Annotated in this window: 21 protein-coding genes and 1 riboswitch; of the genes, 9 read left to right on the forward strand and 12 right to left on the reverse strand. The window is 64.7% G+C overall.

Going from position 1 to position 21,130, the window contains the following annotated elements:
- On the reverse strand, window positions 1-585 hold a 585-nt coding region (locus NZN28_RS07225), incomplete at its 3' end, for a hypothetical protein (protein ID WP_295396676.1).
- Between the two features lie 275 nt (window positions 586-860).
- Here NZN28_RS07225 and NZN28_RS07230 point away from each other — a divergent pair.
- The 5 genes from NZN28_RS07230 to NZN28_RS07250 all read left to right on the forward strand — a co-directional run bounded on the left by NZN28_RS07230 (window position 861) and on the right by NZN28_RS07250 (window position 5,448).
- Window positions 861-2,210, forward strand: coding sequence for an efflux RND transporter periplasmic adaptor subunit (locus tag NZN28_RS07230; protein WP_295396677.1), 1,350 nt, complete (start codon window positions 861-863; stop codon window positions 2,208-2,210).
- Window positions 2,207-2,920, forward strand: coding sequence for an ABC transporter ATP-binding protein (locus NZN28_RS07235; protein WP_295396679.1), 714 nt, complete (start codon window positions 2,207-2,209; stop codon window positions 2,918-2,920). Before NZN28_RS07230 ends, NZN28_RS07235 begins: the two co-directional genes overlap by 4 nt.
- Window positions 2,917-4,203 carry an ABC transporter permease gene (locus NZN28_RS07240; RefSeq protein ID WP_295396681.1) on the forward strand — a complete coding sequence of 429 codons (1,287 nt, stop codon included), beginning with the start codon at window positions 2,917-2,919 and terminating at the stop codon, window positions 4,201-4,203. The genes NZN28_RS07235 and NZN28_RS07240 overlap by 4 nt, the downstream gene beginning before the upstream one ends.
- A 103-nt stretch (window positions 4,204-4,306) precedes the next feature.
- Entirely contained in the window at window positions 4,307-4,852 is a 546-nt protein-coding gene (locus tag NZN28_RS07245) for a hypothetical protein (protein ID WP_295396684.1), read from the forward strand.
- A gap of 44 nt (window positions 4,853-4,896) precedes the next feature.
- Entirely contained in the window at window positions 4,897-5,448 is a 552-nt protein-coding gene (locus tag NZN28_RS07250; protein ID WP_295396751.1) for a YceI family protein, read from the forward strand.
- Here NZN28_RS07250 and NZN28_RS07255 read toward each other — a convergent pair.
- From NZN28_RS07255 to NZN28_RS07275, 5 genes are all read right to left on the reverse strand, one after another.
- Window positions 5,423-5,971 carry an LOG family protein gene (locus NZN28_RS07255; RefSeq protein ID WP_295396687.1) on the reverse strand — a complete coding sequence of 183 codons (549 nt, stop codon included), beginning with the start codon at window positions 5,969-5,971 and terminating at the stop codon, window positions 5,423-5,425. The two genes, NZN28_RS07250 and NZN28_RS07255, sit on opposite strands and share 26 nt — an antisense overlap.
- 212 nt (window positions 5,972-6,183) lie before the next feature.
- Window positions 6,184-6,402, reverse strand: coding sequence for a hypothetical protein (locus NZN28_RS07260; protein WP_295396690.1), 219 nt, complete (start codon window positions 6,400-6,402; stop codon window positions 6,184-6,186).
- A gap of 50 nt (window positions 6,403-6,452) precedes the next feature.
- Window positions 6,453-6,965 carry a DUF402 domain-containing protein gene (locus NZN28_RS07265; protein ID WP_295396694.1) on the reverse strand — a complete coding sequence of 171 codons (513 nt, stop codon included), beginning with the start codon at window positions 6,963-6,965 and terminating at the stop codon, window positions 6,453-6,455.
- Between the two features lie 115 nt (window positions 6,966-7,080).
- The gene (locus NZN28_RS07270) at window positions 7,081-8,040 is read right to left on the reverse strand and encodes a branched-chain amino acid transaminase (RefSeq protein WP_295396697.1); all 960 of its coding nucleotides are present in this window, start codon (window positions 8,038-8,040) and stop codon (window positions 7,081-7,083) included.
- Window positions 8,041-8,134: 94 nt separating this feature from the next.
- Window positions 8,135-8,935, reverse strand: coding sequence for a DUF721 domain-containing protein (locus tag NZN28_RS07275; RefSeq protein ID WP_295396700.1), 801 nt, complete (start codon window positions 8,933-8,935; stop codon window positions 8,135-8,137).
- A gap of 79 nt (window positions 8,936-9,014) precedes the next feature.
- On the opposite strand from NZN28_RS07275, the gene NZN28_RS07280 reads away from it, so the two are divergent.
- The gene (locus NZN28_RS07280) at window positions 9,015-9,755 is read left to right on the forward strand and encodes a sulfite exporter TauE/SafE family protein (protein WP_295396704.1); all 741 of its coding nucleotides are present in this window, start codon (window positions 9,015-9,017) and stop codon (window positions 9,753-9,755) included.
- 48 nt (window positions 9,756-9,803) lie between these two features.
- Here NZN28_RS07280 and NZN28_RS07285 read toward each other — a convergent pair whose 3' ends face one another.
- Genes NZN28_RS07285 through NZN28_RS07295 form a run of 3 tightly spaced genes read right to left on the reverse strand, consistent with a single transcriptional unit; the run spans window position 9,804 to window position 11,570 of the window.
- Complete coding sequence (locus tag NZN28_RS07285; RefSeq protein ID WP_295396707.1) at window positions 9,804-10,178, reverse strand: hypothetical protein; 375 nt, start codon at window positions 10,176-10,178, stop codon at window positions 9,804-9,806.
- Entirely contained in the window at window positions 10,179-11,228 is a 1,050-nt protein-coding gene (recF, locus tag NZN28_RS07290) for a DNA replication and repair protein RecF (protein WP_295396710.1), read from the reverse strand. It lies immediately after the preceding gene.
- 48 nt (window positions 11,229-11,276) lie between these two features.
- A complete protein-coding gene (locus NZN28_RS07295) occupies window positions 11,277-11,570 on the reverse strand; it encodes a hypothetical protein (protein WP_295396715.1) in 294 nt (97 codons plus the stop codon).
- Window positions 11,571-11,626: 56 nt separating this feature from the next.
- Between NZN28_RS07295 and NZN28_RS07300 the strand changes: the two genes are divergently transcribed.
- Together NZN28_RS07300 and NZN28_RS07305 are read left to right on the forward strand one after the other, a co-directional pair.
- Window positions 11,627-13,624 (forward strand): hypothetical protein, encoded by a 1,998-nt coding sequence (locus tag NZN28_RS07300; RefSeq protein WP_295396718.1) that lies wholly within the window; start codon window positions 11,627-11,629, stop codon window positions 13,622-13,624.
- 103 nt (window positions 13,625-13,727) lie between these two features.
- Window positions 13,728-14,567 (forward strand): DMT family transporter, encoded by an 840-nt coding sequence (locus NZN28_RS07305; RefSeq protein ID WP_295396720.1) that lies wholly within the window; start codon window positions 13,728-13,730, stop codon window positions 14,565-14,567.
- A 207-nt stretch (window positions 14,568-14,774) separates the two neighbouring features.
- On the opposite strand, the gene NZN28_RS07310 is transcribed toward NZN28_RS07305, so the two are convergent.
- From NZN28_RS07310 to NZN28_RS07320, 3 genes are all read right to left on the reverse strand, one after another.
- Window positions 14,775-15,371 (reverse strand): GNAT family N-acetyltransferase, encoded by a 597-nt coding sequence (locus NZN28_RS07310; RefSeq protein ID WP_295396724.1) that lies wholly within the window; start codon window positions 15,369-15,371, stop codon window positions 14,775-14,777.
- A 19-nt stretch (window positions 15,372-15,390) separates the two neighbouring features.
- The gene (locus NZN28_RS07315; RefSeq protein ID WP_295396727.1) at window positions 15,391-17,562 is read right to left on the reverse strand and encodes a primosomal protein N'; all 2,172 of its coding nucleotides are present in this window, start codon (window positions 17,560-17,562) and stop codon (window positions 15,391-15,393) included.
- Window positions 17,563-18,021: 459 nt separating this feature from the next.
- Window positions 18,022-18,960 (reverse strand): GGDEF domain-containing protein, encoded by a 939-nt coding sequence (locus NZN28_RS07320; protein ID WP_295396729.1) that lies wholly within the window; start codon window positions 18,958-18,960, stop codon window positions 18,022-18,024.
- Between the two features lie 321 nt (window positions 18,961-19,281).
- Between NZN28_RS07320 and NZN28_RS07325 the strand changes: the two genes are divergently transcribed.
- Window positions 19,282-20,340 (forward strand): MFS transporter, encoded by a 1,059-nt coding sequence (locus NZN28_RS07325; RefSeq protein ID WP_295396730.1) that lies wholly within the window; start codon window positions 19,282-19,284, stop codon window positions 20,338-20,340.
- Between the two features lie 425 nt (window positions 20,341-20,765).
- A riboswitch (cobalamin riboswitch) is annotated at window positions 20,766-20,937 on the forward strand.
- The last annotated feature ends 193 nt before the right edge of the window (window positions 20,938-21,130 follow it).

Raw genomic sequence — 21,130 nt, forward strand, 5'->3', positions numbered from 1 at the left:
ATTCCAAAGTTTCTGGAGTGGTTTCGGCAACAAATCAATGATAGCCCTTAACGCAACCTCTCCCAACAAGCGAATGCCCTTCTTATTACTGAGCTCGTATGACGAAGCATCCACTCCGCGGGAACGGGCAAACTCGATGATTGCCTCAAACAACCTGGCCGGATTGTCAATGGCTCCATCTTTCAGCATTGCTTCTATATCGAAGACAATCGCATCCGAGAAGCCTAGGTCTGATCCCAGCAAAATCAGGTCCGCCTCACCTGAATACCTCCAAAAGGTGGTGGCCTCCATTTCGTTCACGAACTCCGCGAACTTGCGTTGGCTAAACTCCCATGGAATCACTCTTCCGTCGTCGTATCGAACCTCGCCTATAGGTTTAGCATCTTCCGCGAATCCGTATGCCCCGTATCCCGCACAAAAGAAGTGGATGTGCTCGGCGGTGCGAGCGTTCAAGTAACCCAATCTCGGCACGATTCTCTCTCTTGCAACCCTGGTATAAGGTGGCGCGAAAATAATCCCAATCAAAGGCGTCCGTTTCTCTTTGAGGGCCTCTCGGAGTTCTTTTAGTGAAGGTGCTAGAAGCATGTTATGCGCCTCTTGTCGTTTAGCTGCCCTACTGGTGATGAAATGTCATGCTTTCGTATGGGACTCTTTAGCGTGGAGTTACATAGCACAAGTCAAAACAACTTGTAGGGAAAAACTCTAAAATCAGTTCCTTTACAGAAATGGTCTCCTTTTGCTCATCGGTATTTAACGCATACTACCACTTTCCAAAATCAAATCTCTGGTCCATCTTCATCAAACCTTCGCATTCCATACACCGAACTTTGGCTATGCTGGAGGAACATCGAGGGGTGAACATGACCCGTTCCCGTCCACGTGTCCGCGTACCCTGGCTCTGGCTCCTGGTTGGCCTGGTTGTGGTGGGGCTGGGGGTGGCGGCTTATGTGCTGCTCCGGCCCAAGGCTTCCGCTGCAAGCGCCCCCACGGTGGAAACAGCCACCGTGCAGCAGGGGGTGTTCAGGGTTTCGGTCTCGGGGCCGGGCACCCTCGAGCCCGTTCAGTCCCTTGCGGTCAAGCCCGCCGTCAACGGCACCGTGCTCAAGCTGCCCACCGTGGGCGACCGGGTGCAGAAGGGGCAGCTCATCGTGCAGCTCGACCCCACCAACTACACCCGCGCCCTGGAAAACGCCCGGCTGGCCCTGCAAAAGGCCCAGGCCAACCTGGACAAGCTGCGGGCCGACCAGGCCAGTGCCCAGGCCACCAACCGGCAGAGCGTGGCCAGTGCCGAGGTGGCCTATGCCAACGCCAGGCGTGACCTCGAGGCCGCCCGCACCAACCTGCAAGCCACCCAGAAGCTCTACGACCTGGGCGGCGCCAGCGCCCAGAGCCTGCAAAGCGCCCGCGACGCCTACGCCAAGGCCCAGGCCGCCCTCGAGGTAGCCCAGGTCAACCTGAACACCGCCCGGCAGGCCCTCTCGCTGCGCAGCAGCGCCAACGCCCAGGATTTGCGCAACGCCCAGATTGCGGTGGAACAGGCCCGGCTCGAGGTCAAGAACGCCGAGGAAAACCTGGCTGCCACCAAAATCTACGCCCCCTTCGATGGCGTGGTCTCGGAAGTGAACGCCCAGGTGGGCAGCATCGGGGTGGGGGCCACGGTCAGCAACAGCACCGCCCTGCTCACCCTGATTGACGATTCCAGCCTGAACCTGCCGGCGCAGATTGACGAGAGCGAGATTGCCAGGGTCAAGGTGGGGCAAAAGGTCGAGGTGACGCTGGACGCCTTCAGCGGGGAAACCTTTGAAGGAAAAGTCACCGCCATTGCCCCCAAGGCCCAGATTCAGCAAAACATCGCCTTTTTCTACGTGACCGTGAACATCCCCAACCCCGAGCGCAAGCTGCGGCCCGGCATGAGCGCCGAGGGCGAGATCGTCATCGAGGAGATTCAGGGCGCCCTGACCGTCCCCAAGCGGGCCGTGCAGACCGTGCGCAACCGGGCCTATGTCGACGTGCTCCAGCCCGACGGCAGCAAGGAGACCGTGCGGGTGGTGCTGGGACCGGACGACGGGGTAAACCAGGTGATTCGGGAAGGGCTCCAGCCGGGGCAGACCGTGGTGCTGCCCAGCCGGACGCCGTCGAGCTCGAGCAGCCAAAGCGGACAGGGCGGCCTGCGCCTGCCCTTGGGTGCCCCTCCGGGAGGTGGGCGATGACGGTGGTCGCGCTCGAGCAGGTGCGCAAGGTTTACAAGAGCGGGGCGCTCGAGTTCGAGGCTCTCAAGGGGGTTTCGCTGGAGATTCGCCAGGGCGAGATGGTGGCCCTGATGGGGCCCTCGGGCTCGGGCAAGACCACCCTGATGCAGATTATCGGCCTGCTGGATCGGCCCACCAGCGGGCACTACCATCTGGCCGGGCAGAACGTGACCACCCTCACCGAAAACGAGCGGGCCGAGGTGCGCAACCAGGAGATCGGCTTTGTCTTCCAGGCCTTTCACCTGCTGCCGCGCCTCAGCGTGCTGGAAAACGTGGAGGTACCGCTCATCTACGCGGGCTTCGGCGCTGAAGAACGGCGGGAGCGGGCCGTGGAGGTGCTGCAAAAGGTAGGGCTGGGCGACAAGCTCAAAAACCTGCCCTCGCAGCTTTCGGGGGGCCAGAAGCAGCGGGTGGCGGTGGCCCGGGCCCTCGCCATGCGTCCCTCCATCCTGCTGGCCGACGAGCCCACCGGCAACCTCGACTCCAGAACCGCCGCCGAGGTGATGCGGCTCTTTCAGGAGCTAAACGACGAGGGCACCTGCGTGATTGTGGTCACCCACGAACCCGACATTGCCGAGTACACCGGGCGCATCGTGCGCATCCGCGATGGGCAGATCGAGTCGGATGGCCCCAACCCGCACCGCAAGCGCCCCGTAGGAGGCTTCGCATGAGCGCGGCCATACACCCCACCAAAAAAGTGCGCTCCCGCGTGGCCGGCATGAACCCCTGGCAGGTGTTTCGCATCGCCTGGCGGGCCATTCTGGGCAACCCCCTGCGCTCGGTGCTGACCACCCTGGGCGTGATTATCGGGGTGGCCGCGGTGGTGGCCCTGACCATGGTGGGCCAGGGCTCCACAGCCAACATCACCCGCTCGCTGCAAAGCCTGGGCACCAACCTGCTCACCATCGGCAGCGCCACCGGGGGACGGGGTGGGGGTTTTGGGCTGGTGCGCTTTGGCGGCCCCCAGACCATCACCCTGGCCGACGCCGAGGCGGTTAGGGCAGCCTTTGCGGGCCGCCTGGCCGGGGTGGCCCCCGCCCTGCAAAGCAACCAGCAGCTCAAGGTGGGGGCCAGCAACCTGAATGCCACGGTGATTGGCACCTGGCCCGACTATGCCAGCGTCCGCAACGCCCAGCCCGCCGAGGGCAGTTTCTTTAGCGAGGCCGACGTGCAAAGCCGAAGGCGGGTGGCGGTGATCGGCTACGGCGTTGCCCAGGATCTGTTCGGTGGCCAGGACCCCATCGGCCAGCGCCTGCGCATTGCGGGCATCTCCTTCACGGTGGTGGGGGTGCTCCCCGACAAGGGCGACTCGGGCTTTGCCAGCCCCAACTACCAGGTGATGGTGCCGCTCTCAACCTACCTGCAGCGCCTTGCTCGCAGCAGCAGCGGCGAGCCTCGAGTAAACGCCATCTATGTGCAGGCCCCGGATAAAAACTCGCTCTCCCGACTCCAGCAAGACCTCACCGACTTCATGGCCCAGCGCCGCAAGGTGACCGACCCCAGCGAGTACGACTTCAGCGTGCAGAACCAGGCCGATGCGCTGGCCTCGGTGAACCAGGTTACCCAGACCATGACCCTCTTTTTGGGCGGAGTGGCCGGGATTAGCCTGCTGGTGGGCGGCATTGGCATCATGAACATCATGCTGGTCTCGGTCACCGAGCGCACCCGCGAGATTGGCATCCGCAAGGCCCTGGGGGCCAAGCCCCGCGACATCCTGACCCAGTTCCTGGTGGAGTCGGTGGTGCTCTCGGTGGGCGGTGGCATCCTGGGCATTGTTCTGGGGCTGGTCATGGCCCGCAGCGTGGGGCAACTGCTGCGGGTGACCCCGGTCTTTGACCCCTTCAGCATGGTGCTGGCCTTTGTGTTCTCGGTGGCGGTGGGGGTTTTCTTCGGCTACTACCCGGCCTCGAGGGCCGCCCGGCTCGACCCGGTGGAGTCGCTCAGGTACGAGTAGAAAGCCCAAGGCCACAAGCAATAGACCATCAACCATAGAGCAGACCTTTCTTTACCACTTCTACATAAAGCCATTGCAGACTAGGAGCGTTTGAGGAGGGTACATGAAAAGATGGATGAGCCTGCTGGCCACACTGGCTTTAGGCGTGGCGCTGGCCCAGGGGGGGCCGCCCAACATCACCCCCGAGATGCGGCAGCGGCTGGAGGCCTACCGTCCGGTCTTCGACCTTGTAGCCACGGTGGGCCTGATGGACGAGCTCGAGAAACAGCGGGGGTTGGCCTTCACCAAGGCCCAGGCCCAGAAGCTCTTGCCCATTCTGCGCGACCTGCAAAACCGCGCCGACCTCAAGCCCGCCGATGCCGGCAAAATTCTCTCCAACATCGAGGACAACATCCTGACCCCCGCCCAGCTCAAGTGGATGGACGAGACCATCCTCAAGCAAAGGGAGGAAGCCCGCCGCCGTCGGGAGCAGGCCAGCGGGCAGAACCCCCAGGCGGGGCAGGGCAATTTCCAGGGGCCTCCGGGGGGTGGCAACCGGGGCGGGCTTTTCCAGGCCATGGCCCAGGGCAAGCCCTACAACCCCTTCAAAGAGCAGCCCCGCGCCGCCGATAATCTCAAGAACCTGATTGCATTGCTGGCCAAGAAGTAGGGGGGCCTGTGGTTCGGCTGCTTTTTGTGCTGCTTTTTTTGGGGATGGGGCTGGCACAGAGCCGCCTCGAGCTGATTCCCGCCCAGAGCGAGGCCCGTTACCGGGTGCGCGAGCAGCTCGCGGGCATCAACTTTCCCACCGATGCCGTGGGCGTCAGCAAGCAGGTGCAGGGCAGCGTGCGCCTTGACCGGAACGGGCGGGCTTTGGAGGGGTCGCGCTTTGCGGTAGACCTTTCGGCCCTCACCAGCGACGAAGCCCGCCGCGACAACTATCTTCGCCGCAACACCCTGAACACCGCGCAGTTCCCCCTGGCCGAGTTTGTGCCCAAAGAGGTGCGCGGCCTGAGCTTTCCACTGCCGCAAAGCGGCAAAGCAGCGGTGCAGATTGTGGGTGACCTGAAAATTCGGGATGTGGTCCGAAGCGTCACCTGGGAGGGCGAGGTGGAGTTCCGTGGTGACACGGCCCTTTTGCAGGCCCAGACCCGCTTCACCTTCCGCGATTTTGGCCTGGTGCAACCCAGGGTGCTATCGGTGCTCAGCGTGGATGAGAACATCCGCCTCGAGGTGAGCTTTACTTTGCGGGTGCTGGAGCGTTAGCAAGCGCGCTCAGAAAGGCCTCGAGGCTTTGTGGGGAGTCTATTGGGGTGAGCATGGCCAGGGTCTCGGGGGTGACCTCGAGGCCCGCCCGAACAACCTCCAGCCACCCCACATGCACCCCCAGGGGCTTCTGGGGTTTGCCGTGCATCTGGGCGATGTGGTTCAGGTTCCAGGCCGCCAGGATTTCGGCTAAGGTGCCTACCCCGCCCGGCAGGGCCAGGCAGGCCACCCCCACGTCAATGAGCCGCTCAATGCGGGTTAGCAGCGACGAGGAGGGCAGCTCCAGGTCCACGTGCACGTTGGGCCCATCGCGGTGGGGAAACAGGACGGGCGCGGTGATGCCCACCACCAGCCCGCCGGCCTCCTTGACCCCTTGCGAAACGGCCTCCATAGCCCCGTTGTACCCGCCCGTAGCCACGCCAAACCCGGCCTGGCCAATGGCCCGCCCCCAAGCGTGGGCCTCGGCAAAAGCCGGGGTGCCGGGCTGTACCCTGGACGAACCGAACACGGTGACGAGTCGCATATACACAGCCTACTCTGAAGTCCAGGCTTTATCCTCGAAAAGACCTTTTGCCAAAACGATTCCCCCTCTGAGCTGCTCCGTCGAGCTTTGGCCTGCTCACAACAGGTTTTTTCGTAATCGGCCTTCGACCATCGCCTGTTAACTATCCGCTCGGTTCAAGCTTTCGGCCTTGAGCCTCCAGCTATCGGAATTCAAGCCCAACCCCTGCTGTTCTACTTGCGATGACCCATTTCAAACAGCACCCGATTCTTCACCGCATCGGCCATCAGGGCCACGCTCGAGTTCAGCACCACCAGCCCCAGGGTGCCCAGCCAGAACCAGGGCTCCCCCTGGGCTTTTAGGTAACGGGCATGATCGGTCAGGGAGATGCCCGCTCCAATGAGGGTGAGGCCCAGGGGTGCAAAGACTTGCCATTTGCGAAAAGGGGTCATGGCCCCAAGTGTAGGGTATCGGGAACCCACCTACCGGCACCAACATTTTCTCAAGGGGTGGAGGATAGATTCCAATCCCATTTCAGTGCAATCCCCTGGGCTTGCAGGGTGCGATCCAGATTGTTTTCGTGCTCTCCCAGGCGGTTGATCAGGTCGTGCAGGGTTTGGGTAGCCAGGAAGGCTTCGTCCAGTCCAATGAGGCCCGCGCCCACCGCCTCGAATAGCTCGTGGGTGTCCATCAGGGTGAGGGTTCCGTTGTGTGCAATGCCAAGATCCAGGTACAAATCCCTGACCTTCAGAACATGCCCCTCCCGCTCGACCTGCACAATGTCTATGTAGAACTCGAAGGGATAGTCGTCCTGGTGGGTGGTGTACTGGCAAATTTGCAGGTGTTGCTCGGGCAGAATGTGGGCCTTCCAGTAGCGGAAGGTGGGGTGGCCGACAAAAGCTCGCTCCACGTACACCCCGTGGGGGTGCTGGTGGTACAGCGCCACCGGAAAGGTGCCCGCCTTGACCGTATGGGTTTTGGCGACCAGGTTGTGGGTCTGTACTTTGAGGTGCATACAAGATTGTATGCAGGAAGGGGCAGGTCAATTGCCCTGAAGCCCACGTTCCCGCTTGCATGACCCCCTCTCTGGCCCGGCTGCTGCCAGGCCATCCGACCAAAACACAGCCGGGTTACTGCACGTAGGTCAGCCAGTGCTCGTAGCTGGGGTTTTTGCCCTGCACCACGTCCATATAGGCGGCCCGGAGCTTCATGGTGTGTTCACCGGCCTTGCCAGAGCCGATGGCCCGGTGGTCGAGGTAGGAGATGGGCGTGACCTCGGCAGCGGTACCGACCATGAACATCTCGTCGGCCATGTAGAGCTGGTCGCGGGTGGCCCGCACCTCGCGCACCTCGTAGCCCAGGTCGCGGGCAAGGGTCAGGACCGAGTCGCGGGTAATGCCCATCAGGTTGACCGAGTGCTCCACGGCATACAGCACCCCGCCCCGGAAAAAGAAGATGTTTTCGCCCGAACCTTCGGCCACAAAGCCTTCTTTGTCCAGCAGCAGGGCTTCGTCGGCGCCGGCCTGCTGGGCCTCTACGCGGGCCAGGGCGCTGTTGACGTAGTTGCCCCCCACCTTGGCCTTGCCGGGCATCACGTTGGCAGGGAAGCGGGCCCAGGACGAGGTGATGAGTCGGGCTCCCTTGCGCACAGCCTCGTCACCCAGGTAGGTGCCCCATTCCCAGGCGGCAATCATGACCTCGGCGGGGTTGTTGGGCAGGGGGTTCACGCCCAGGGTGTGGGCCCCCATCCAGGCCAGCGGGCGAATGTAGCAGCTTTTGTAGCCGTTGGCCCTGATGACCTCCAGAATGGCCTGGTTGATTTGCTCGGGGGTGTAGGGCATTTCGAACATCATCACCTTGGCGCTGTGGAACAGGCGCTCGGTGTGCTCTTGCAGGCGGAAGACGGCGGGGCCTTTGGGGGTCTCGTAGGCTCGAATGCCCTCGAAGATGCTGGTGCCATAGTGCAGGGCGTGGGTCAGCACCGAGACTTTGGCCTCTTCCTGGGGCACCAGTTGCCCATTGAACCAGATCAGGCCCGCCTTCATTTTGCTGTCGCCGCCAACACTTTTGGGTTTGGTTTCGGTTGCCATGTGTCCTCCAGGGTAGGGTTTTTCTGTGGTTGGGCTTTATACGCTAGGCGCGGGCCCCCAACGCTCCGGCAGGAAAGGGCCGCCAGTGCTTCAATCATACCTCTTTGAGCAGCGAGGCCAGTGTTTCGGGCAGCAGATGGCGGTAGGCCCGAACGTCTTTCTCGCCGGTGCGAAGCTGCAAGTAGCGCCTGGCGGTGTCTTGCAGGATGGGCATCAGTTCGGGCTGCTGGATGACCTGGGGCAGCAAATCGCGGAGCTGGGCCTCGAGCCTCTTTTGCGCCAGATAGCGGGCGGCTTGCAGGGGGTTGCCCTCGAGGCGCGCCCTGAGCGGAAAGCGCGAGAGCCGTCCGGCCTCACGCTGTATGGCAGGCTCGTTTAGCAGCTTCTGGCAGGGTTTGCAGGGATGCGCCGGACTGGGGGTGCCGCAGATGGGGCAGGGCGGGTGGGGGTTTGCTTTTTGCTTCTGCAAAACTGCCCTTCCGGCCCGCAAAATTGCGCCCTGGAGCTCCTCAGGGGAGCCTTCGGCCAGCCTGCGCAGGCGCTCTTCGTCTTCCGCACTGAGTTTAGGGGGGGGTGCGGGGGGGCTTGGGGGTTTGCTTTTCCTGGCCACGCCCACCTGGAAGCGCAGTTCCCGCACCACGCCGGGCAACTGTTCCTGGTAGCGGCGCAAAAACTCCTCCCGCAGGTAGGTGAGCTGATGGGCCACCACCGAGTCGGCCACCCGCACCACAAGCACCCCTTCCTCCAGTCGCTCGGCCTCGCTTATGGCGCTGAGGGCGGGCCCGGCCACTTCGGGCCACAAGAGGAGGGCACGGCCCCGCTCGATTCCCAGGCCAAACCCTTTTTGTCGCAGGATCTGGGCCACAATTTCAGCGGAGGGTCGGGCTTTGGACATCACCTTCAAAACTAGACAAAAAAAGGTTCTTTGGCTAGCGCCCCCAGCACGTTGAGACGGCTTGGGGTATGGTAGCGCAATGGATTTGAGTCCTCAGGCCTGGGCCATTGCCTTTGTGGCCGCCTGGCTGGTGGGTGCTTCCAAAACCGGGCTATCGGGGGCGGTGACGATAGCGGTGGTTCTGTTTGCCAGCATCCTTCCGGCCCGCGAGGCCACCGGCGCTTTGCTGCCGGTGCTCATCTGCGCCGATTTTATAGCGGTCGGCCTGCTCCGCAGGAACGTCCGCTGGCAGGAGCTGCTGCGGATTTTCCCCTGGACCGCCGTGGGGGTGGGCCTGGGAACGGTGGTGCTCTACTTCAGCAACGACGCACAGGTGCAATGGGCGATTGGGGCGATTATCCTGGGCATGACCAGCTATCAGCTCTACCGCAAGGCCCGCCGACTGAACGACGTGACCACCTCCGCGCACCCTGCCTTTGCCCCCATGCTGGGGGTGGCCGCCGGTCTGACCACCATGGTGGCCAATGCCGCAGGGCCTTTTGTGCTGATTTATATGCTGGCCATGCGGATGGGAAAGCTCGAGGTGGTGGGTAGCCTCGCCTGGTACTTCCTGGTGGTCAACCTGTTCAAGGTGCCCTTTGCGGTGGGGCTGGGCCTCATCACCTGGGAGTCGCTCGCCTTCAACCTGTGGCTTTTGCCCGCGGTGGGGCTGGGGGCCTGGGCAGGCCGGCGGCTTTTGGACTACCTGCGGCAGGATCGCTTCGAGTGGATGGCCCTGGGGCTGGCCTGGCTGGGGGGCCTTCGACTGCTGCTGGCCTGAGGGCTGCTCGAGCCCCGCTCTTTCGGCCCAGGGCTTTCCAACCCGCCTTCAGCGTTTGCGCTTCTTTCTGGACGGGCTTTTCTGCGCCGACTTTGGTTGCGGTTTGGCGCTGGCCGCCGGAGGCTCCCAGGCCCGCCGCAGCCAGAGCAAACCCCATACCGAAGCCACGCCAAGCCCCAGCGAGACCGCAAAAGCCACCACGGTCATGCGAAACCAGGCGGGGTGGAGCCGCTCGCCGGTGGGCAGGGTGACGAAATCGCTCGAGGCCGCCAACAACCCGGCGTGGGGCAGCAAGCGCAGCAGGGTAAAGCCCGTCAACAGGGCCACGATGCCGCCCAGAATGGCCAGCGAGAGCAGCAAGGCCCAGGCCAGGCCGCGCTGGGCCTCGCGGATGGTCTCCAAGCTGGCGCTTTCCTTCGGCATCTAACCCCACACCCCCGCCTCTATCTCGACCACGGCCCCCCCACCGGGGGTTTCCAGCCCTGCCAGAATGGCCTGGGGCAGGCTCTGGGCATACTCCAGCAAGGCCCTCCGGCGGCGGGCGTCCAGCTCGGTGTTCCATTCGTCAACCAGCAACAGCGGGGCCTCCTCGTAGTGCTGCCAGAGCAGGCGGTGCTCGGCCAGGCGCAAAGCCAGGGCGATGCTGCGGCACTCCCCCCGGCTCCCAAACCGGGCGGCCTCGCGGCCCGAGAGCCGGATGGTCAGGTCGTCGCGGTGGGGGCCTACGCTGGTGGCGCCGCGCTGGAGGTCGTCGGGCAGGTTGTCCTCCAGGGCCTGCAAGAAGCGCTCGGGGTCGGTGGTCTCGAAGAGCTCTAAGCTCAGCTCCCCCGGCGCGAGCTCGCGGTAGGCCTCCCGGGCCAGGGGGGTCAGCTTGGAGAGCATACGCCGGCGCAGGCTGAGAATCTCGCTGCCGTACTTGACCAGCTCCTGGTTCCAGACGCCAATGGAAGCCTGCAACGCACCGCCCTCTTTTCTGGGGGGGGCGCTTTTCAATAGGGCGTTGCGCTGCTGCAAGGCCCGGCTGTACTGGCCCAACATGGCCCGGTAGCGGGCCGAAAAGCGCGAGAGCAGCAGATCCAGGAAGCGGCGGCGCTCCTCCGGCGGCCCCAGCACCAGCTCGAGGTCGTCGGGGCCCAGCAGCACCGCCCCCGGCAGTTGCGAAAGCTCGCGCAGCGAGGCCGGGGCCTCGTTGAGCTTGTGCTCGCGGCCCTCGCGGCTGAGCCGGACTTCCAGGCGGCTGTTGCCGAACTGGGTCTCGATCTCGGCGTGCACCCAGGCCTCGCTCTCGCCAAAGGCGATGCGTTCGGTCATGCCGTTGCGCAGCTCCCCGCCCAGCACCAGCTCGATGGCCTCGAGCAGGTTGGTCTTGCCCTGGGCGTTGCCCCCCACAATGGTGGTGAGGCCGGCCCCCGGGGCAAACAGGGGACTGCTCAGGTTCCGAAAGTTCTTTTGCCTAAGCCGCAACAAACGCACCGCTCTTCAGGCTAAAGGCAGAAGGCTCAGGGCTCAAGGCCCGGAGGCTCATTTGTGGGTTCCGCTCGAGGCTCGGCGGAACCATACCACCAGCAAATACAAGCCTGTGGCCAGCATCCCGCCCGGCAAGGTGAGCAGAGAGAACCAGCCCATCACCCCCAGCGTGTATAGGGTTTCGCCGTAATCCCGCCCCCCTACCACGCAGGGGTTGACATACCCTTCGTGCAGGGTACAGCCATTGGCCTGTGCAAAGGCGCCGGCCAGCAGCGCCAGCAGGAGGGGGCTGAAGCTCAGGAGCGCAATGATACCCAACACCAGCCCATGCCGCAGCCATGGCTTCATTTCAGCAGTGTAGCTCGAGCCCTTACACAGGCGGGTAGCCCAGGTAAGATGACCCCATGACAGGCCGGTTTTGGGTGCTGCTGCTGGTGGTCTTCGGAGCCTCGGCGCTGAGCCAGCCCAACCATCAGGCTGGGCCTGCGCAGCGGGGCATCGTGCTGCCCTTTGCCGGGCCAGGCGGCCATGCCCTCGCGCAGGCAGTGGCGAGCGGGCTGGGGGTGGCGCCGCCTTCGCTGGCCGCAATCCTGCTGCCCGATATGCCCTGGCAGGGCAGCTACGACCTGGCGGCGGGCTCCCTGAGCACCGCCGGAGGCGCGCGGCTGGCCCGCGAGATTACCGGGGCAAGCTGGGTCTTGGTGGGGCAGGCCAACCCTCAGGGCTGTCTGAAGGTCTTTCTGGCCGATGCCCGGGGCGTTCGAAGCGCCCGCTTTAGCCGGCCCGAGCTGGCGCTATTCTGGACGGCAGCCCAGCTGGGTGTCAGGGCGGGCAGGTGGAGGCTCGAGGCCGCCCAGAACGACGACTTGGCCCGCCTGGCCGGGGGCGACCTGACGGTGCAGAACCCCCCTCTCCCCCTCCCCTACTACCGGGCCGCGGTGGCCCTGCGCGAGAATGGGGTGGCCTCGCTGCTGATCATCGAACAACTTCCCCGAGAACAGCAGGATTTCTGGAGCCAGGTGCGGCAGAACAGGCTGCCGCCGGCCTATCAGGCCCTGGTGGATTTCTCCGAGCGCCGCCGCACCGAGGCGCTGAAGGCCGCCCGCCAGCTGGCCGAAGGGAGGGTGTATGAGCGGCTCACGGCCCTGCTGCTGTTTCGCGGCCTGGAGGACAAGCAGTGGGGCGCGGTGGCCCGCAACCTGACCGAAATTGCCCCCGAGATGCCCCTGGCCTGGGAGGAGCTGAGTTTTGTCGCGTTTGACGAGAAGAACCCCCGGCTTGCCCAGGAGGCCCTCGAGCGTGCCGCAGCCCTGCTGCCCGAGAAAAACCTCTACTGGACCAACCTGGGCTGGGCCCACTACCTGCAGGGCCATTACGCCCGCTCGGTTCGCTCTTCGTTGCGAGCGCTGCGGCTGGAGGCTCGAGCCCGCGAAGAATACGCCGTGCCCGCCTACAACCTGGGCCTGGTGCGGGCCCTCTACGGCGACCATCTGGGCGCGCGCGAGGCCTACAACCTGGCCCTGCGGGTGGACGAAGGTTCGGAATTCGAGGCAGCCCTGGAGGACTTGCAGGAGGCCCAGGCGCCCCGGCTGCGGTTCTGGCAGGGCTACCTGGCCGAGCGGGCCGGTCTGAGGGAGCAGGCCATAGGGCATTACAGAAACTTTCTGCAAAACTACCCCAAAAGCCCATTGGCGGCCTGGGCGAAGCGCGCCATCCAGCAGATGGAAGAGGCCAAAACTACGGTCTCGGTGCAACGCCTGATGCTGCGGGCCGATGACCTCGAGGCCCGTCCCTTTTCGGCGGGTGAGGCGGTCTTCCCCGAAGTCAGGCTCGAGGGCTTTCCCTACCTGGGTTCGGGAACCCTGGTCACCCGCCTGCTGGATGCCCAGGGCCAGGTGTTGCAGAGCGTCCAGAAGCCGGTCTCGGCCCGCCCCCTGACCACCGGCCTGGTCCAGACCGGGGCCGCAGTCCGTCTGCCCGCAGAGGGGGGCTACACCCTCGAGGTGCTCTACGGCTCGGCCAGCGCCCGCCTTCCCCTCACCGCCGGGAAGCCCAGCCTGGCCCGCCAGCTCTATACCGCGGGGGTGGAGCTGCGCAACCTGGACAACGCCCCTTTGCTAAGCAGCGCCCAGATGCTCTCCCCTCAGGGCGAGGCCCTGGTCATCCAGCAGGTGCAGCTTGCCCTGCGCGAGGCCGCCCCAAGCGCCCGGCGAAATCCCAGCCTGAACCGTCCGCTCGCTCGAGGCCCCTACAGCGGCCAGCGCATTGTCGAGCTGCTGGAAAAAGCCGACGAAGCGGTGGTGCGGGCCTTCCTGGAAGCGGTGGTGCGCCAGCCCGACCTGATTGGCAGTGCAGATGTGGTCAATAGCTTCGTGAGCTGGCTCCAGGACACCCAGCGCTAGGCATGGGTCACCTCGGGGCTGCCCGCTTGATTGCCTGAAGGCAAAGTTTAGCCACAAGACCCAAAAACGCGATGACGAGTATGCGTTTCCCGTGGAGACCCTCATGAATGCTGAACTGGCGGCGGTTTTTTTTGCGTTGTTATCGGCCATCTCCTGGGGTGCGGGCGACTTTAGCGGGGGGGTGGCCTCCCGACGGCTCAACCCCTACCTGATTGCCCTGCTGGTGCACGCAACCGGGTTTTTGCTCTTTGTGACGCTGGCCTTGCTGCGGGCCGAAGCCTTCCAACCTCGAGACATCCCCTGGAGCGTGGCCGCAGGGGCGGCGGGCTGCGTGGGGCTGGTGTTTTTGTACCGGGCCTTAGAGGCCGGGCAGATGGGGCTGGCCGCGCCCATAGCCGGGGTGGTGGGGGCGGCCCTGGCAGCTTTGGTGGGGTTTGGGCTGGAGGGTCTGCCCACCCCGTTGCAACTGCTGGGCTTTGGGGTGGGGCTTCTGGGCGTCTGGCTGGCCGCCCGCCCCGAGGGCCACGCGGGCCCTGCGCGGGGCCTGGGCTTCGCATTTTTGGCCGGGCTGGGCTTTGGGGGCTACTTCGCCCTGATTCACCCGGTGGAGGGCTTGTTCTGGCCCTCGGCCCTGGTCAAGCTGGTGGCCGCAACCCTGACGCTGGGGCTGGTTTTTTGGCTGGGGGCCTTCCGGCGGGCGACCCGACTGACCGCCAGCCTGGGTTGGGTGGGTCTGGCGGGGGTGCTGGATGCCGGGGGCAGCGTGCTTTTTCTGGTGGCCGCCCAGACCGGTCGGCTGGATGTGGCCGCCGTTATTTCCTCGCTTTATCCGGCCTTTACGGCCCTCCTGGCCTGGGCTTTGCTACGCGAGCACTTGAGCCGGGGCCAGACCGTAGGGGTGTTGCTCTCGCTGGTGGCCATTGCCCTGATTGCCTCCGGCTAAAGGCGAGGGGTCTGGTCACAAAGCCGTCGGTAAGCCCCTGGTGATGGCCCGGTATGCAAGCCCCTTCTTGACCTCCTCCCGTCATTCCAAGGCGCACACGGTGCAACGGTACTGGCGAGGGGTGACGAACCATACCGCACCAGATTTCTCACGTCGCTTTGCCTCGCTTGGAGTGTTGGCGAAAGGCTAGCTCGGCAGCCACCAGCGTCACAGCTTCAGGCCGTACTCGTAGCCCCAGGGAAAAGTCTGCAAGCGCACAAACCCCATGCGCTCGTAGAAGGCCACCGCACCCGCGTTGCGCTGACCCACCCCCAGGTGCACGCCCGGAACGCCCAGCCCGCGCAGGCGGTTCAGGAACACCTGCATCAGCTTGCGGCCCTGGCCCTGGCCCTGGGCCCTGGGCAGCAGGTCTATGTGCAGGTGGGCGGGGTACTCAGGGGTGAGGCTCGAGGGAAGGTAGCCTTTGTGAATAAGGCGAATCATGGCGGCATCTTTTGAGGTATCTCCTTCGGGCGGCAGGGGATACCTTTGCCGCAGCGGGGGCAGCCATTGGGTCTCCATCCAGGCAGCGAACTCCATTGAATCGCGGCAGCCCAGCACATAGCCGCACACCCCGGCTTGGTCGGTGAGGACAAAGGTCAGGTCGGGTTCATGCACCGCATAGGGCGCGGCGTAGAAATGGCCCAGCAGGTCGGGGTCGCGGTACAGCCCGCTGGCATCAGCCCCGCTGTCGCCGGTGAGCAGGCAGACGCAGTAAAGGTGGGGCAGGTCGGTGGGCGCATAGGGGCGGATGGTGAAGGCCATGCGCTCATCCTATCCAGCATCAGTCCTCCAACAACCCCACAAAGCTCTGGGGGTCGGGGTCTATGCGCAGCCTCGCCCCGCGCACGGGGGGCAGGTTTTCCATCAGGGTCTGAATTCGCGCCTCGGAGCTTTTGAGCAGGAGGTGAAACACATACTGGCCGCGCAGGCGGGCCACGGGGGCCGGGGCCGGGCCCAGCATCTCGCCGGGTTCGGCTTTGGGTTTTAGCGCGGCGGAAAGCTGGAGGATGGCGTCGCGGGCTACGGGCTCCTTGGGGTGGGCGACCTCGAGCTTCACCATGCGGCTCGCAGGGGGGTAGCCCAGAGCGCGGCGCAGGGCCAGCTCCTTCTCCATAAAACCCCTGGGGTCGGCCTGCTTTAGGGCCTGGTGGGCCGGGTGGCTGGGCTCGAAGGTCTGCAAAACCAGCAGGGGGCGGCGATGGGGGTGCAGGTCGGCCAGCTGCCACAAAAGCCGGTGGTAGCGCTCGGCGGCGCGAAAATCGGACCCGAGCACAAAGCCGTCGGCATAGGGTAAGAGTACCAGGGCCAATTCGGGTAGAACCGGCCCCCGCAAAATGGCGGTGGTGCCCACCAGCACGCCCGGCTCGCTCGAGAGCAGGGGGCGCAGGTCGTCCTTGGCGTCGGCGGTATAGCGGTAGCGGGGCAGGGCCGGGAGGTGCTGGGCCAAAGCTTCCAGGAGCCACTCCACCCCCGGCCCCTTGGGGTCGAAGACATCCGACTGGCAGCTCGGGCAAAGCTCGGGGGCCTTTTGCTCGTGGCCGCACTGGTGGCACTGGAGCAGGCCCGCCCGGCCACTCCGGTGGTAGCGCAGCGGCAGGGCGCAGTTGGGGCACATGGCTTTCCAGTCGCACTCTTTGCAGCGCAGCACCGCGCTGTAGCCCCGCCTGGCCGAGAGCAAAATGGCCTGGCGCTTTTTTTCCTGCACCTGCCCCAGCAGGGCCAAGGCCGCACCGGAAATGGGCCAGCCCCGCTCCTGGCGCAAATCCAGCAGGTGCAGGCGGGGGCTGGGCGGAGGGAGGGAGTAGGCAGGCTCGTCCCAGACCTCGGCACTGTTGACGCCCGACCAGAAGTGCAGGGGAACCCCCAGCCCCCAGGCCCGAAGCCGGGCCAGCCGGGGAACGAAGGCCCTCGAGCCCCCCGGCAGCTTGTAGGCTTCCGCAGCCTCCTCCACCACCACCACCCGCTCTGCCCCCACCGGCAGGAGCAAGCCCTGGTAGGTGCAGAGCACCGAGGCCCTCCCCTGCCCGGCGCTCATCTCTGCCCACGCCTTGCGGCGCTCCTCTGGCTTCATCTCGCCGTGGAAAACCACAGCCTGGGGGAAGAAGGGCTGGAACTTCTTGAGCAGCGAGACCTCGGGAAAAAGCACCAGCGCCGCTTCTTTTTGTAGCAAAGCCCCCAGGGCGCGGATGCGCTCCATCAACCGCCCCCCCTCCAGCCGCGCCGGAACGAAAGGCAGCTCGAGGGGCTCGAGTCTCCGCGCCACCGCTTCGGAGGCCGGTTCCACCTCCACGAAGCCAATGTAGCCCTTGTCCAAGAGGCCCTTCACCACCCCCACCCCCACCCCTGCCGCCCGGGCCAGGGCCGCCATGCTCTCGGCCCGGCCCAGGTCGCGCAGGGCATACCAGGCGGCGCGGGCTTTCTCGCCAAGCTTTTCCGAGGGTTCCTTCAACACCACCAGGGCCTGCCGCTGGCTGCGCTGCTCGGCCACTTCCTCCTGCAAAACCCCGGCCTCGCGCAGGTAATCCAGCAGCTTGGGGTCGAAGCCCCGGGCCTCCTGCCAGCCTCCGGCCAGGGCTTCCAAGCCCCTCGGCAGCACCGCCGGGTCGGCCTCCGGCACGAGCCGCACGCGGTGTTGCAGGGGGGGCTCGAGGAAGGGGAGCAGGTCGTTCAAAAGCGTGCCCACCGGGCAAAAGTTATCGCGGGCGGCCAGCGTCAGGAAGTCAATTTCGGCAGGCCCCAGCCACGGCCTGGGGTCGAGATAAGCCACCGCCTCCCGCAGGGCAAAGCTTTTGTGCTGGCCCTCTTCACGCCCCACCACCAACCCCACCCGCAGCTCGCCCCGCCAGGGCACCACCACCCGGCAGCCCAGCGCATCGTCCCCCTGCGCGGCATGGGGGGGCAGGTACGACATGGGCTCAATAGGCAGGGGCAGGGCAACCTTCAAGACCCGCATCCTGCTCAGATTACCCGAAGCAGCTTTTGGCATGGCCTCCGAAAGGGTGGGTTGGCAGTTCGGAGGGGCTTTGGACCATTTGACTATCGGCAAGACCGGATGCCAGCTTCAGGCCCATGAATACCAGCTTTGGGCATATAGAGCGCTCTTCGCATACTATGAGCCATTCGAGTTCGAGCAAGCCTGGTTCTGAACAAAATAGTGGCCGCCTGGAAACTCGAAAACATGCGTCTAGGCCCAGACGCAACGCAGACAAGCGGGCCTCACCTCGGTGAAGCACATCTGCTTGTCTCTTCTCGTTTTCGTGGGCGGCCACACCTGTGAAGAGCGCTAAGCCAGTTTCAAGCACAGGGTGGGAGAGCGCGGTCGGAGGTGGGTGGTAATTTGCGACACCTGCCCCCTGCCTCACCACTCCTGCAGTTTGCAAGGTGTTCCAGCAGAGATGGCCTGATGCCACCGTTACGCTTTGGGAACCGAGGCCAGGTGGCGGATGGGCTGCCGGGGGCTGCGGTAGAGCAGTTCCTGCACGTGGTTCAGCGCCTCCTCCAGGGCCAGGCCGTTGCACACCACCCAAACCACCTGGGCCTGGGGGAAACGACGGCTCAAGCGTTCGGTGAGCTCGTGTCCGCTGACCAGCCCGATGTGCAGGCCGCAGAACTGATCGTCGCCCACGCGGTACAACCCATCCCCCTGGCGCAGGGCATCCTGCATCACCTTGGCCAGTTCCTGCAATAGCTGCGGGCGCTCCTTGGAGACCCCAAGCAGCCAGTACGAAAACAGCAGGGGCTGGTCGCTGCGGCTGGCCAGGGCCTGGTAGCGCTCGTAGTCGGCCTCGAGGGCCAGGCGGTTGCTCAGGCCGGTCTGGCGGTCCCGCAGGGCCACCTTGGAGAGTTCCTGCTGGGTGGCCTCGAGTTTGTGAACCGCCTTGAAGACCGAAAGCCCCACCAGCCCGCCCAAAACCCACAAGGGCCAGACCACCCAGTACAGCCCCGATTCAGGGTGGGGCAGCAGCGTCGCCAGGAGCATCACCGCCACCACCATCACCCAGAGGCCGCCAAACATGGCCAGCACCGTCAGGCCCAGGGTGGCCACGGTTGCGCTGGCGTACAGGGTCATCTCCCGATTCCATCCCAGGGCAAGGGCCGCCCAGGGCTGCTGGCTGGCCCAGACACACATCCCCAGGGCCGCCGCCAGGTGCGCGACCAGAGCGGCTTTGGGGTAACGCCGGGCCAGCGGAAAGGCCACCAGGGTGGCCAGCCCATAGGCCACCGCCAGAACCTGGGCACCCCACTGCCCCAGCCACAGTTGTGGCAGGGCCAGGGCCAACCCCCCAAACAGGGCCGTATTCCAATACAGTCGGTGAAACCACGGCCAGATGGACTCGGACGAATGCGCCATGGGGCCATTTTAGGAAGGTTTTTGGGTTCGTCCTGTCCAAAATGTGCATAAAGCCGGGCCCGTGCGTTACGCCGCATGAGGTCGGCAACATGTAGAGCGCTCTTCACATGCTGTGAGCTATTCGAGTTCGAGAAAGCTTGTTTCTGAACAGAACAGGGGCCGCCTGGAAACTCGAACACATGCGTCTTGGCCCGGACGCAACGCAGACAAGCGGGCCTCACCTCGGTGAGGCACGTCTCTTTGTCCCTTCTCGTTTTCGTGGGCGGCCACGTCTGTGAAGAGCGCGATAGGGTTCCCAAGCCGACAGGATATGCTTGCGGCATGGCCTGGGCCCTGGTTCCGTCGGGCATTTTGATCTACGTGGCGCTCTACTCGGTCGTGCCCATGCTGCCCGGTTTGGAGCGCCTCTTCGGCACCGCCCCCGGCAGCACCCACCTGGGCATCAGCCTGCCCTTTCTGGTGCTGGTGCTGCTCTCGCCGCTGGTGCCGCGCATCCGGCTGCCGGTCGGCAGCGTGATTGGCGGCGGGCTGCTCGGGGTGGGTTTGTTTGGCATGCTGGCCGGGGTTGCGCCCAGTCTGGAACTCTGGACACTGTGCCGCACCCTGCAAGGGGCCTTCGCCGCCGCAGTGCCGGGGCTCTCGCTGGCCCTTTTGCCCCGGCTGTACCCCCGCCAACATGCCCAGATGGCCGGGTTGTGGGTGGCCGGGAACGTGCTGGGCGGGGGCCTGGGGCGCGGGCTGGGGGGGCTTCTGGCCGAGGGGTTGGGCGAGCGCCTGGCCATCGTCCTGCTGGCGCTGCCGGTAGCGGTCATTGCCCTATTTGTGCTGCGCGAGAAGGACCGATTGTCCCTGCCCGCCCCCCGTTATACCCTTTCGGCCTGGCCCTTGTATGCGCTGGGCTTTGCCCTGCTCTTTGTGAACTTTTTTGTGGCCAACCTGCTGCCCTACCGCCTCGAGGCCCTGGGTTTGTCGCAGGGCCAGATTGGAGGAATTTTTTTCGCCTACCTGGCGGGCATTCCCGGCAGTGCCCTGGCCGGGGTGTGGGTGAAGCGGCTGGGCACCGTGCGGGCCTTCCGGCTGGCCTTTGGGGTGGTGGGGCTGGGCCTCTTGGTACAGCTGCCCGACCAACCCTTCTGGATTCTGGTGGGGTTTGTGCTCATGATGGCCGGCATTTTTACCGCTCAGGCCATTGCGGGCGGGGTTTCGGGGCGGGGAGGCAGCGGCGTGAGCGGCACCTATGTGGCCGCTTTTTACCTAGGGGGCACGGTGGCGGGGCTGGTGTACCCGCCTTTTATCGGGCAAAGCCCGCTGTGGGGCCAGGGGGTGGCCCTGGGGGTCGCGCTCCTGGCCGCGCTCTTGGCCGGGCGAGCGCTGCGCTAAGCTGGCCTCATGGCGGGGCTCTCCGACACCGACGCCAAAGGGGCGCGGCTGCAAATAAAGTTGCTGCGGCCGAGCAGCCCGGCAAGGCGATTCCCGCTGATGGCCAGTTGGTCAAATCTGCTGCTTCAGGCTTCGTTCCAGGAGGTCAAACAGCACTACCCTGACGAGCGAGTGGGCGCTGCAACAGTACGGTTCGGAGGTAGCCGAGCGGTTGCGGAATCACCTATGCTAGGCGATGTCCCCAAAGCCATTGGCGACATCGGCGAGGTTTTCCATCGGCTTGGCGTTGAGTACTGCAATTGGTGGCTCGGTAGCAAGTTCAACTTTGGGCCACCTCCAGACGACCAACGATGTGGCCCGCTTTTTAGGGCTTGAAGCGATGGGCCTTTTGGGTGTAGGGTGTGCTCAGGCCCGCTAGGGCTCACACAACCCGGCGATGTTTTGGTGCCCGGGCGCGTAGCCCTGGCTTAAAGTGGGGAAGTCCGGTGAAAGTCCGGCACTGTCGCGCAGCGGTAACGGCGCATTGGGGTAGATGAGGTCAAGCCTCTTCAACCACCGCCCGAAGTCCGAATACCTGCCAAAACGCCTTCTTAACTCCGATACGGAAGGCACCTCTCGCAAGAAGGGGGAGTTTCGGGGAACCTATGCATGTAGCGTCCTCGCTCCCGAGGGCGTTTTTTTATGGGTTTAGGGGTTATCGCCTATGCTTTGCTTGAAGCCGGGTTAAGAGTTTATGAGGGCGTTCCTGAGCAAGGAGACCGCTGGCTGTATCTTTCCGAATGATAAACAA

This window comes from Meiothermus sp. (assembly GCF_025056915.1).
Lineage (GTDB): Bacteria > Deinococcota > Deinococci > Deinococcales > Thermaceae > Meiothermus.

Coding starts and splice junctions, on each gene's coding strand:
- NZN28_RS07230 (WP_295396677.1), top strand. CDS start 861: ATGACCCGTTCCCGTCCACGTGTCCGCGTACCCTGGCTCTGGCTCCTG.
- NZN28_RS07235 (WP_295396679.1), top strand. CDS start 2,207: ATGACGGTGGTCGCGCTCGAGCAGGTGCGCAAGGTTTACAAGAGCGGG.
- NZN28_RS07240 (WP_295396681.1), top strand. CDS start 2,917: ATGAGCGCGGCCATACACCCCACCAAAAAAGTGCGCTCCCGCGTGGCC.
- NZN28_RS07245 (WP_295396684.1), top strand. CDS start 4,307: ATGAAAAGATGGATGAGCCTGCTGGCCACACTGGCTTTAGGCGTGGCG.
- NZN28_RS07250 (WP_295396751.1), top strand. CDS start 4,897: ATGGGGCTGGCACAGAGCCGCCTCGAGCTGATTCCCGCCCAGAGCGAG.
- NZN28_RS07255 (WP_295396687.1), bottom strand. CDS start 5,971: ATGCGACTCGTCACCGTGTTCGGTTCGTCCAGGGTACAGCCCGGCACC.
- NZN28_RS07260 (WP_295396690.1), bottom strand. CDS start 6,402: ATGACCCCTTTTCGCAAATGGCAAGTCTTTGCACCCCTGGGCCTCACC.
- NZN28_RS07265 (WP_295396694.1), bottom strand. CDS start 6,965: ATGCACCTCAAAGTACAGACCCACAACCTGGTCGCCAAAACCCATACG.
- NZN28_RS07270 (WP_295396697.1), bottom strand. CDS start 8,040: ATGGCAACCGAAACCAAACCCAAAAGTGTTGGCGGCGACAGCAAAATG.
- NZN28_RS07275 (WP_295396700.1), bottom strand. CDS start 8,935: ATGTCCAAAGCCCGACCCTCCGCTGAAATTGTGGCCCAGATCCTGCGA.
- NZN28_RS07280 (WP_295396704.1), top strand. CDS start 9,015: ATGGATTTGAGTCCTCAGGCCTGGGCCATTGCCTTTGTGGCCGCCTGG.
- NZN28_RS07285 (WP_295396707.1), bottom strand. CDS start 10,178: ATGCCGAAGGAAAGCGCCAGCTTGGAGACCATCCGCGAGGCCCAGCGC.
- NZN28_RS07295 (WP_295396715.1), bottom strand. CDS start 11,570: ATGAAGCCATGGCTGCGGCATGGGCTGGTGTTGGGTATCATTGCGCTC.
- NZN28_RS07300 (WP_295396718.1), top strand. CDS start 11,627: ATGACAGGCCGGTTTTGGGTGCTGCTGCTGGTGGTCTTCGGAGCCTCG.
- NZN28_RS07305 (WP_295396720.1), top strand. CDS start 13,728: ATGAATGCTGAACTGGCGGCGGTTTTTTTTGCGTTGTTATCGGCCATC.
- NZN28_RS07310 (WP_295396724.1), bottom strand. CDS start 15,371: ATGGCCTTCACCATCCGCCCCTATGCGCCCACCGACCTGCCCCACCTT.
- NZN28_RS07315 (WP_295396727.1), bottom strand. CDS start 17,562: ATGCGGGTCTTGAAGGTTGCCCTGCCCCTGCCTATTGAGCCCATGTCG.
- NZN28_RS07320 (WP_295396729.1), bottom strand. CDS start 18,960: ATGGCGCATTCGTCCGAGTCCATCTGGCCGTGGTTTCACCGACTGTAT.
- NZN28_RS07325 (WP_295396730.1), top strand. CDS start 19,282: ATGGCCTGGGCCCTGGTTCCGTCGGGCATTTTGATCTACGTGGCGCTC.